The organism is Pseudomonas fjordensis (assembly GCF_976987115.1).
Genome location: NZ_OZ336860.1, coordinates 1,355,777 through 1,368,106 on the forward strand (window position 1 = coordinate 1,355,777; position 12,330 = coordinate 1,368,106).

At 61.2% G+C, this 12,330-nt stretch carries 3 protein-coding genes; 2 read left to right on the forward strand and 1 reads right to left on the reverse strand.

Annotation, left to right across the window (positions count from 1 at the left end; all coding sequences use genetic code 11):
• Positions 1-190: 190 nt before the first annotated feature.
• Positions 191-4,789, forward strand: a complete 4,599-nt coding sequence (locus ACWHXD_RS06065) for a hypothetical protein (RefSeq protein WP_138761380.1) — start codon at positions 191-193, stop codon at positions 4,787-4,789.
• A 318-nt stretch (positions 4,790-5,107) separates the two neighbouring features.
• On the forward strand, positions 5,108-6,520 hold the full coding sequence (locus ACWHXD_RS06070; RefSeq protein WP_138761381.1) for an amino acid permease: 1,413 nt from the start codon (positions 5,108-5,110) through the stop codon (positions 6,518-6,520).
• Positions 6,521-7,132: 612 nt separating this feature from the next.
• Here the strand turns inward: ACWHXD_RS06070 and ACWHXD_RS06075 are convergent.
• Entirely contained in the window at positions 7,133-12,241 is a 5,109-nt protein-coding gene (locus tag ACWHXD_RS06075) for a hypothetical protein (RefSeq protein ID WP_138761382.1), read from the reverse strand.
• Between the last annotated feature and the right edge of the window lie 89 nt (positions 12,242-12,330).

The following is a 12,330-nucleotide window of genomic DNA, read 5'->3' on the forward strand; positions in this document are numbered from 1 at the left end:
GTGGTTACCTTTGAGCGCTGCAGAGTTGTGTAGATACCTATGGCTATCGCAAGCAAGCCAGCTCCCGCAGTGGTCATGTATGGCTCACAAAATTAGCGCCTGGCATATCTCTCACAGCGCTAACTGTTTACAGCCGTCAACGCTGCGCCAGCCAGTAGCGTCTGCGGTTTAGCCGCATACCGAGCCCTCCATGATGCCCCCCGATACTTCTGCAGACTCACCCCGCCAAACCACCCTCGAGCAAATCGAAACCCTGTTTCGCGAGCCGCCCTCATTGCTAGTGGTTGCGCAAGACAGCGCCCAGGCCTACTTGGACCAGCACCTGGGTAGCGGCATATGGCGAGCCGGCCTGATCTACATCGGCACTCCCAACGACAGCGACGGCACGCTGGCTTACCAATCCCTGGCCGAGCGTGTGGTGCAGCGGCTGGCCAGCGCGAAAACCATGTTGCTGGTGCCGGAGTTTCATAAGGTCGTGCAGCGGCGTCGCGAGGTCTTCGAGCCGGGCGGGCCGGCCCTTGCGCAGCTTGAGCCGCTGATCAACCGCTGCGGCGCGCTCTTGCTCGGCGCCTATGCGCAACGGCTGCAAGCCTGGTGGCGTGAAGCATTGCCGGTGGAGATGACGCGCTGGGGTTACCTCTCGGACGACCTGCTGGCCTTGCTGTACGACTCACCCAAACCGCCTGGCTTGAGCCAAGTGCAATTTGCCACGCTGTTCCCCAGGCATCTGCTGCACCCCGTGCGGCCAGACCGACAATGGAATGCTCAGGGTGAAGCCTTGCGCGTACAGGCGTTGTACCAGCCAGGCCCGGACGGGCCGCAGATGCTGCCGGTGCTGGTGCTCAGCCATGGGCAGCAAGCCCTGGTGTTCAGCCCCGCCAGTGGTATCCACCCGCTAGCCCGCCTGGACGACGTCGCCGCGCTATTACCGGCCTATGGTGCGGTAGGCCAATGGTTTGTCCAGGACGTTGAGGGCGATCCCTTCGATGCCCTGGCGGCCAGTTACCTGGCGCAGCAATTGCGCGACATCGACAGCATCGACCGCCACCAACCCCTGTTGTCGGGGCAGCATCAGAGGCTGTTGGACCACATCACCGACCCACGTCGCTGGTTCGTTGCCAGCCTGACTCCCTTGCAACAGACCCTGCGCAGCGCCATGCCAAACTGGCTTGCCCAGGCCGACGATGCCGACAGCATCGCCTATGCGCGCCTGCTCCAGAACCTGGTGCTGGCCCGCCAGCGCAGCAACGGCCAGCACTTTCTGGACGGCATTGACTCGATCCGGCAGTTTGCCGACAACGCCTTGCAAACCTGTCTGCACACTGAGCCCGCTGCCCAGAAGCTGCGCGCGCAAGATATCCAACTGACATTCAATCGCGTGGTTGCCGCCGCCGTCCCGGTGGAGGGAGGCTTTATCGCCGGCGAAGTGGACCCGGTCACCCTGACCTTGACCGAACTGGCCCTGGAAAACCTGGCCGGCTTTCCCCATACCGCCAGCGACATCACCCTCAAGGGCGCCAAAGCTCCCAAGTGGCTGACCTACAGCCTGCTCCAACGCTGTGTGACCAAGGCCGACGTGGGCCAGGCCTACCCGGACCTGCTGAAGAAAAAACTGCTGGATGACCCGCAAGAGTCGGCGCGCCGTTTGCAGTTGTTCCAGGCCCAGTTGCGGGTGCAACTGCCGATGCTGGCGCTGGCGTTGAAGATCAAGGCCGAACAGGGCCTGACCGAAGCTGGCTTTCAATGTGTGCACGCCGCGTTGCAAGCCTCGGCTGCTCAACGCAAAGTGCAAGGCCGGGCCATGGCCGTGTGGCCGTTGGCGTTCAAGGCTGCGCCCGGTGCGGTGACGGACGAGGTGACCAACCAGTTCATCATCGGGCCTCGGGATGAAAGTGTTGGCGTGCACCTGTTGTACCGACCTTTGCTGACGCCGACGCTGCAGGCGTTCGTGTCCATCCGGGCACTGCTTGACGCGATCAAGGCCCCGGGTGCCTTGCAAGACCAGGTACTGGCGTGGCTGGCCCCGGCGCGGCAAGCGGTGTATGCCCACGGTGGTTTCAACGAGCCGCATATCCGCCACTTTTTGCCTGGCGATGAGTTCACCGCTTATGAAAAACCGGCGCCGGTGCAACTCAGCAAGCAACTGAGTACCGAGGACCCCGCCCGCCTGATTTTCCACTGCACTGCCAAGGCGCTGGTGGCGTTGGCCGACCGGCAATCGGTGTCGAATGCCGAGCAACGCTGGGCGCAGTTGAAACAGGCCGGCTGGTTGCTGTTGGGTGCCGTGCTGCCGTTTGCCGGCGAGCCGTTGATGCTGGGCGGGTGGTTGCTGCAATTGGTGGACAGCCTGCAAAGCGATATCCAGCGCCTGGCCAGCGATGATCCGCAGGCCAAGAGCGCGGCGGTGATGGATGTGTTGACCAACCTCATGGTGATCCTCGCTCATCAGGCGGCGCCCCACGACCCCCTGCGGCCTCTGCAACTGGAGGCGCCGGTGTTTGCCTCGCTGGCGCGGCCAGAATCGAGCCCGCCGGTGCCGACGCAGGTGCCGGTGCCCATGCGCTTCACTGCGCCGGCCGGCTGGGCCAATGCCCGCGGCAATCTGAATGCCGCACAGATCGCACGGGCGCGCGGCCTCAGTCTCCGGGCTTTCTCCGGTTCATGGGCCGGGGCCGAGCAAAGCGGACCGCAGCGTGGCTTGCTGCGCGATACCTCGCACACCCCGGCGCAGTGGCAGGCGCTGATACGCGGGCACCTGTACCGCGTCACGGTCAAAGCCGGTGCGGTGCGGGTAGTCAGCGCCGATGGCAGCACCCTGGGGCCCTGGTTGAAACCTTTGGGCGAGGGGCAATGGGATTTCGATGGGCAGTTGCGCCTGGCGGGCGGCAATGCCGACGCCGCCGTCGACGCCAAGTTGAAGGCCGGCGAGGCGTCGCTGTCGAGCCTTGCGCAGCAATACCGCGAGGCAGGTCGCAGGCGGGCAAGGGCCAACGCGACGATGGAAGTGGCACGTCATCTGGCGCGGGAGACAACCAGCAAGGTCAGCGAGGAACAACGGGCCACGTTGCGCGAGCGTTACCGCAAGGAGCTGCAAAACAAGGTGCAATGTTCCCAAGAGGAGCTGCAATTGCTGATGCGCATGCGTGAAATCAAGCCACGCCCCCATTATGAGCAGGAGCTGTGTGAAGTCCTTGAGTCGCTGATTTTGAGCCTGCGTTTGCTGGATGTGCACATGCGTGAGCAGATGGCGCAGATCAATGATCGCATCAAGCCGCTGCTGGAGGTGCTGGAGAACGAGAGCGAAGACGAAGCCGGCTCCGACCTCAACCGCCAGGCCCACGCCGACCTTGACTTGCGCATGCGTGAACAGGTCGACGCCGAAGAGTCTGCGATCCATTGGCGCACCCTGGAGCGCGCCTACCTGGACCAACTGCAAGCGGTGCCACGCCTGGGGCGTAACAAGGCGCGTGCGCTGGCGGCGGATGTACCGGCGCGCCCATCGATCCTCGACCTGCAAGCCTTGCAACTGGTCACCTTGTGGGGCATCACCATCAGTATCGAGGGCCCGCCCTTGGAGGAAGAGTTTTTCGACAGCTTTAACCAGGTGATCAATCGTGCCCGCTGGGCCAGTCGCTCCCTGGCCGAGCTGGAAAACATGCCCGCCACCCGTGAAGAGCGGGTCGAGCTGCTCAAGAGCTTCAGTCATGTCTATGCCACGACCGATGATCATATTCATTTCTGGCGCGCCATGGCCCCGGACACCTTCGACCTGGCTAACCTGGAAAAACTCCAGGCCTTGCTGGCCAGCCTGCATCAGCATGTGGAGCAAGCGCTGGCCGATTTGCTCGCGCCGCCACCAGGCACCAGGCCGGCTAAGCCAGCCCAGGCGACGGGTGCACGACAGAAAAAGATCATTCGTACCCGCAACCGTGATGTGTACGTCGCCCGTATCAAAGCGCCGACCCAGGTCGGCGACACCGGCACGGCGGAACTGGTGGATAACAAAGGCACTGTGATTGCCACCTTCACCGAGGCGCAGGACGGTGTATGGGAGCCGCTGGAGCCGCCGGCCAGGCCGCGTGTGGCCAACCCGCAATTGGGTGCGTTGATGAACAAGGGGCAACGCTTGCTGGCAGATGTCGACAAAGCCATCGACAACGTGCAGGCCATGACTGGCAAGTGCGAGCCGCAGTCGCTGCAGGCCTTGCTCGTGGCGCAGGCCAACAGCCGGCGGATGCTCGCCGCCGATATCGACAGCAAACTGCGCCAGTTGGACGTGTCGAGGTTGGCGGCGACGCAACAGGCCAACGCCCGCGTCCGAGCCAGCGACCTTCGGGCCGCGGCGGTGCGCCTGGATGCAGCGGGTGTACAGGCGCGGGTGCATGCCAGCAAGCTCAAGTTGAGCAGCGCGGAAGATGTGGATTTTCTGCACTCACTCAATGAGGTACGCATTGTGAGGCAGGGCGCACGTGTGCCGATCAAAGGCAAACCTCGGGACTTCTTACAGGTGTACGCCGTCGTGGACAGCCACACCGGCCAGCCACTGTGCTACGCGCATTTTCACTACGACAGCCGCGTAGGACCGGACGACCATTACAAAGACGATGCTGCCCACCTCAAGAGCCCCGAGCAGGAACGGTTGGGGCGCCAGGCCCAGGCCGAGGTGGAAGCGCAGGCGTTTGCGCGCATCCGCACCGGCCAGACCGGGCGCGTGCGACAAACCCTGGAAATCGAGCGTGCAAGCATTTCCCGACGCTTGGCCAGGCGCCTGTTTTTCAGTGTGGACTGAGGCGCGCTGGATAAGCCTGTGTTTTTAAAGTTATGTAATACTCTGCGCCGTTTTGCCCTGGCAGGGCCGGTCTAGACAGCGGGAAGCCGATCCGTCGAAGCCGATTTTTCCGGGGCTTATCGCCAAATTTTGCCGTTTATTGAGTGAAAAGCCCTATCGGTAGCTTTTTATACTGCACGCCCCGCTGTCCTGGCCGAGCAATTGCGCCAGGCGGGTTTGCCCACGAGGCAGGCCCGGTCCGGCCGGTGTATGAGCCCACCCGCTGATACGCCTGAGACTCGGTGGCTAAATCCAATAACAAAATGAGGTTGTATCCCTATGCCTGTTGGCAAACCACTGCCCCCTGGCGAGACCGCTCAAGGCGGCCCGCTCAAACGTGAACTGGGCGAGCGCCACATTCGCTTGATGGCCCTGGGCGCCTGTATCGGTGTCGGCCTGTTTCTCGGCTCGGCCAAGGCGATCGAAATGGCCGGCCCGGCCATCATGCTCTCGTACATCATTGGCGGCCTGGCGATCCTGGTGATCATGCGCGCCCTCGGTGAAATGGCGGTGCACAACCCCGTAGCCGGTTCGTTCAGTCGTTATGCCCAGGACTACCTGGGCCCCCTGGCAGGCTTTCTCACCGGTTGGAACTACTGGTTCCTGTGGCTGGTAACCTGCGTCGCAGAAATCACTGCCGTGGCGGTGTACATGGGCGTGTGGTTCCCCGACACGCCACGCTGGATCTGGGCCCTGGCGGCGCTGATCAGCATGGGCACCATCAACCTCATCGCAGTCAAGGCGTTCGGTGAGTTCGAGTTCTGGTTCGCGTTGATCAAGATCGTCACCATCATTGCGATGGTGATCGGAGGCGTGGGCATCATCGCCTTCGGCTTCGGCAATGACGGCGTGGCACTGGGCATTTCCAACCTGTGGACCCACGGCGGCTTCATGCCCAACGGTGTGCAGGGCGTGTTGATGTCGTTGCAGATGGTGATGTTCGCCTACCTGGGCGTGGAGATGATCGGCCTCACCGCCGGTGAAGCGCGCAACCCGCAGAAGACCATTCCCAGCGCCATCGGCTCGGTGTTCTGGCGCATCCTGCTGTTCTATGTGGGTGCGTTGTTCGTGATCCTGTCGATCTACCCGTGGAATGAAATCGGCACCCAGGGCAGCCCGTTTGTGATGACCTTCGAGCGCTTGGGCATCAAGACCGCTGCGGGCATTATCAACTTCGTGGTGATCACCGCCGCGTTGTCGTCCTGCAACGGCGGGATCTTCAGCACCGGGCGCATGCTCTACAGCCTGGCGCAGAACGGCCAGGCGCCGGCGACGTTCGGCACCACCTCCAGTAACGGCGTGCCACGCAAGGCGTTGCTGTTGTCGATCTTTGCCTTGTTGCTGGGCGTACTGCTCAACTACCTGGTGCCAGACCAGGTGTTCGTGTGGGTGACTTCCATCGCTACCTTCGGTGCGATCTGGACCTGGCTGATGATCCTGCTGGCCCAGCTCAAATTCCGCAAAGGCCTGAGCCCAGCCGAGCAAGCGGGCCTCAAGTACCGCATGTGGTTGTACCCGGTCAGCTCCTACCTGGCGCTGGCGTTCCTGGTGCTGGTGGTGGGCCTGATGGCGTACTTCCCCGAGACCCGTGTGGCGCTGTATGTAGGGCCTGCGTTTCTGGTGTTGTTGACCGTGTTGTATTACGCGTTCAAGTTGCAGCCGAGCGATGCGGCGGTGCGTTCCGCTGACTGATGCCGGCCTGGCCTCCGGAGCATCGGTATCTACATAACTTCGGTATGACGCCGAACCTGTGGCGAGGGAGCTTGCTCCCGCGATGGCCTGACAGCCGGAGCTGATCTAGCTGACGCAGCGCGATCCATATGTGGGAGCTGGCTTGCCTGCGATGGCGGCCTGACAGCCGCCCCATATCTACCTGATACCCCACGATCCAACTGTGGGAGCGGGCTTGCTCGCGAAGGCGGCCTGGCAGTCAACACAGTTGGACAGGGGACATATCCGTTATTTAGGTAACGGCCACTTAGGGTTCCGCTCTGACAGCGGCTCACTTTTGAAAAGCGCAAAAGTAAGCAAAACGCTCTTGCCCCACCACTCGGCACCTCGCTTAGGCTCGGTGTGCCCGAACGCAGGCTTGAATCCGTGGGCCGCCGCCACGCGCCATCCATGGCGCGGGGCGGCTAACCCGGCGTCCTGCCGGGTTACCCACGAATTCAAGCCTGCGTTCGGCCAGCGTGGTTTAACGGGGCGCTTCAGATCAAGATCAAAAGCAGAGCAAGATCAAGAGCGGCTCGCTTCGCATCGTGGTTACCTGCATCAAAGACAGGGCTGCGTGCTTGCTCGCGACGGTTATGGCTTTGGTTTTTTAGTCGTGGTGAGTAACAACCGCAACCAGTCCGGGTGATTAGCCCGCTCCCAGCGATAGGCTTTCCCGTCGTAGAAAAACACCAGGATATCTTCCAGGTCCCAGGTAATCATCTTGATCTCCAGTGTCCTCATGTAGTCCTTTGCCGGGCAAGTGATGGCTGCCCAAGGGTCGCTGATCCATAGATCGGCCCACCCGGTCTCCTGGAAGTCCAGCGTCTGGCTCAAGCCTGTGGGGATCGTGCCCACCACCACAAAGGTATGAACCTGGCAGACCCAGACCTGGGCCGTACCGCCATTGGTTCGAATCATTTCACAGGCAACATGGGCCATCTGGTCGCAGTTGCCGGCGCCGGTCTTGAGGATGATCTCCGTGTAGTTCGGCTGGCCGATCTTGCTGTACTCCCACATCACCACCGATTGTGCCTCTTGCACCCGGCGCAGTTCGTCCAGCGTGGGACCCTGGACATTGGCGGACTTGAGCTGGGTTCTCTCAACCAGCGCCGCGGTGCTGGCGTTGGCTTGTTCGGCCAGGTAGCGATTGATTTGCGCGGGGCTGGGATGTGGCGTCGTGCCAGGCCGCGGTGGCCAGATGTCGAGCTGCACAGGCCGGGATACGAAGTTGATGTTCAGGCTGCGGCCTTGATCACTGAGGTTGAGCAGCAACTCGCGTTGCTTGATGGTTCGAAGGCCGCTGACACGCTTACGCAAGAGGGCAATTTTTTCGGCGCTGAAGCCACGGTGAGCTAACTGTCGATACAGGACTTCCAGCGTCGGCAGTGCCACCAACGGCTGGTCGGGTATGAGCTGTGCAGCCTTCAAAAACTGATTCTTGCGCTCACCGAAGGCATCGATCAGTGCGACGTGCTCGCCACCGACGCTGTAATCCAGTTGTTCAAAGTGCACAACGCTCGACCCTGTGGTTGTTGCGGGCGCTCGGTAAAAGACCCCAACATCGGCTTCGACCACCCAATGATCCGTACCCGGCACACTGACCAGCAGCGCTCTGAGGGTACGGCTGTCGTTGATGCCATCAACGATGCCAGTGAGTTCCACCACCTGGGTCTGTCGGCTGAGCACGTTGTCGAAGTCGTCTCCGGGCAGGCCGAACTGGGGCTCGTTATCAATGCGCCTGCCGATGACGTTGGTTTTGTAGGTCAGGGGCGTCGACGCAGGCAGGGGTGTCAGTTCGAACTCGGTAACGCGCGGTGTGACTTCATGAATGCGTCGGTGATAGACCAGCTGGCGCTTTTGTCCGTCGATCACCGGGGCTGGTATCAGTCGAACGTGGTCCAGTGCCTGGACCCGGCGCAAGTGAATCGAATGTGCAAACTCATACAGGCGTTTGGTGAAGCAAACGATGGGGATGAGGCTGCGTTTTTTTCTGCGGATCGCACACAGGTGATCGAAGGTGTCTACTTGCCAGGCATGTACCGGGGAGGTGAGTTCGTCCATGTGCGTTTGTGCGTCGTGGGGCAAGCGCCATACACGATTTTGGTCCAGCAGATCTGTAGCGTTGGCGCGCTGAATCAGCAGCGCAGGTTTTTTGAACAGCGGTTCGGTGATTCTGGCCTTATAGCCACCCACCGATTGGTGCGGGATGACCGTTATCGCCGTGTCCAGCCGCAGGTCTGCAAGCGGCGGCCCGTAAGGTCTTGCGCTGAAAGGGTCGAAGGCGTACCAGGCGCTGGAGCGTTTTATCGCCAGCACCTGCGCCACCCCATCGGCACGCGTCAGGGTGGCCGGTGCGATGTCGGCGCTGTTGAGCAGGCGGGTGTAGTCAACGCTGGGGCCTGGGTTCAGCCGCAGGCGTGTATGTCGGACCGCTCCCTCCAACGCACGCATGCCGGCCTGATTCAGGTGTACCAGACCATGGCGGCCCAGGCGTAGCAACGACGGCAAGCTGTCGAAAGGATTGAATACTGCATTCAGGTACGTGGCACCGAGCTTGGTCAGTTGCAGCAGCTTGATGTAGGCAGGTGCGCCTTTTCCCAGGCGCGCGATGCTGGAGAGCAATAAACCTTTGGTGGGTGCGAGCAGGCCAAACACATCGAAGAAGCATCCATAGGCGCCCTCGATCATGCGCTTGGTATCGCCCGAGGCCAAGTCCCGAGTGCATGACCACAGCGGGATCAGGCCCAGTAAAGCCTGATACACCGCTTCAGCAGTCTTTTGCCGGTCTTCCAGCAGGGTTGAGCCTCTGGCTTGTGCCACCAGGGTGTCGATGTCCTGGAAGAAGTGTTGATTGACGATGGCCTTCGCCAGGGTCAAGGCTCTTGGCGAATCGAAAGTCAGCGCCTGAGTGGTGGCCTCTGTGGCCTCGACACGCCACAACCGATCGATGATTACGCTTGAAGACTGATCTGCTCTGGGTGGGCTGCCGGTCAGGTAGGCTGTTTCGTCAAGGGCCAGCAAGCTGCCGATATGCAGCTGCGAGGTCGGCTGTGTGCTGTGGACATTGCCAGTCTGGATGGTAAATGGAGTGCCTCCCAGCTCCAGTGTGTGTGGAAGGCGGAGGTTTTTATACGCCAGGTTCAACAGCGGGAACAGTTCGTAGTCATGGTGACCGTTCAAGGCCTCACACCGCAGGATCACGCCGAAGCGGCCGGTACGGGCCATTTTCTCCCCCGGTTGTTCTTCGATCTGGGGTTTGTTCGCCGGTCGCCTCACCACCAGCAGTTGCACGGCGGCCTTTTGCAAGTGCTCGCGGTCCGCCAAGGGTAATTGTGCGAGCAGGTAGCGGATGACGGTGGTGTAGGCCTCTTTGAGCTGTGCGACATGAGCGATGCTGGCTTCGTTGAATAAGGTGTTGACGTCGCCAAGGCGGCGAAAGTGCTGTTTCATTTCGGCCAGGTCCAGCGCCGGGTCTACAGAGTTCCACTGCTCGGCCAAAGGCTGTAATGCGCCACTCATGTGCAGGTCCACCAGCGATTGCAGGTGGGCGCCGGGGGCCGGAAGGTGAGAAGGTCTGCGCTGTGGCCCTTGTGCCCAGCGCAGGCATTTCTTCTTCAGTAGCCGGTTTCCCCGGAATATTTTTTTCAGGTCATTGAGCGCAATACGGCGGCGTGTAATGAGAGGGGTTCGTAAGGTTCTGGACGCGGCCCCCAACGTGTCGACACGTTCTATGAGCGTATTTTGAAGCGTGTTGATGCTCTGAAGGCTGTAAGTGCTGTGTTCATTCACAGGTGACAGTTGGCCTTGTGCGACAGCCCAGTCAATCAACGTGCTGGTGGTGTAGTGAGTACGCCACAGGGGTTGTTCGGCGGCGTCCAGCTCCTGGGTGGCGAGCGCTACGATATCGCTGAACCGCAGGTGCCGTGATGAGCCGCAGACGAGCGCTTCTGCGAGCATCACCCCTTGTTTTAAAAGCAGCCAGGCATGGGAGGTCATGAAGTAGAGCGAGTCTGGGAGCTGACCTACCAGAAACTCCGGGGCGATACCTGCCAGCAACAGGTGCGCGGCCAGTGCGGTGGAGCGCGAAGTGGCGACACTGCTCTGGATCAGGTGCAGTTCTACTGTGCGACGAAGGTCCGCATAGCGATGCCCCCAACAGTCGCTCTGATTGAGGTTGAGGCCAACGATGGTGTAGCGGCTCTGACCGGCCTGGGGGTCGAGATCCAGGATCAGAGCGCTCAGGAGCAAGGTGTCACGACTGGACCGGTTGGCCAACTGACCAGGGGCATGACCGTACCATTGCAGCGCGTCGATTAACTGATCAGCCAGTTTTTGCGCGGTTGGGTGGGCCAATAGCTGCTGCAACTGTTCATCAGGTGGGGCGGGTAACGGGTCGGTGATCAACAGTTCGAGCAGCCCTTGATTGGGCTGTGGCAGAAACTTGCGGGTGATGTTCATCACCGTGAGGCGTTGCTCGGCCGAAAGCGTCAAGGCGCCGGGTTGGGGCAGGCCCAAGCCTTCCCAGTAATTGCCCAGGCGAGGTTTTACCGGCATGGCCCATTCGGGCTGGCTGCCTTGGGCATTGGCCAGGTTGTCGCGTTCATATTGCGCGGCGAACCATTGCCGATGCTCCTGTATGGCCATGTCGGAATCGGCCTGGTCGTCTATCGGCGGAACGTTGATGGGGGGCGGGATGCGTAATTGTTCTATCAGGTCCCAGGCCGCTTCGCGGGTATCGGGTAAAGGCAGTTCATGCAGGGTGAGCAGTTGAGCCAGGTTGAATTTTCCATCCAGGGAGATGGACAGTTGCATGGCGTTTGCGAGGTCTTGCAAACGTTCAAGGGCACCTTCCAGAGGCAGCTGTGCCAGTTGCTCGTAGTGGATTTCGAGCGGCGTACCACTGGGCCCGGCCCCTTTGATCGACTGTCGGCTGACATCAAAAAAATAGTGCCCCGGGACCAGGTCCTGGGTTTGATCCAGGGCCAGGAACTGTGGATGTGCGGTAATGCCCTGGAGCAAAGCTGCGGCGGCTTCCATGCTCCTCGCCCAGAACGAGCCTGAGGTCAGCCAGCATCGGGTGCGGTACAGCGTGAACAGGCTGAATGGCCGGTCGTCCTCATCCTGCGCAGTGATCCCGGCCAGCAACTGTTGCGCCACTGTCTGACGGTCCTGTTCCAACTGCTGGAACGCTTCTGACAGAGGGGGTTCAGCACGCCAGAAAAACGATTGAAGGTGGCTCAGGGCATCTATCACTGCACCTCGTTGGGCACGGGTGTTTGGCTGTGGGTAACCGTAAAACCGCAGGATGTGCCGAACGCTCAATGCCAGGTGTTCGTCGGGAACGGGCAGCCCCAGCGCATCGGGGTCGAGCACCTGGGCGATAGCCAGGACCGGCGGTGCGAGCCGGTACCAATCACTCTGGTCGTCAAGGGTGAAGGTTTTGCCTTGGGTATGCAGTGTGCCGTTGCGTACCCTGAGGTCGGCCAGGTTCAGCGACTGCCGTTGGGCCCAGTCCAAGAATCGTGGACGCTCCAACGCTTGGCGGTACACCTGCCACCAGTTGCCCAGCGAGCATTGTGTGGGGATCGTTAGCGTCTCGGAGGGCGTGGAGTGGGGGGTCTTGAGATGTTCGATCAGGGCGGTGGTCATCAGCCTGTCGCCATCCTGGCGCAGGCTTTTGCTCAGATTCAGCGGGGTCATCCGTGGGTTTCCTGTCCAGAAGGGCAGCCCTCTTGGCTGCCCTTTCACTGCTTAAATGGACAGAAATGGAAACACCCCGGTGGATGGGC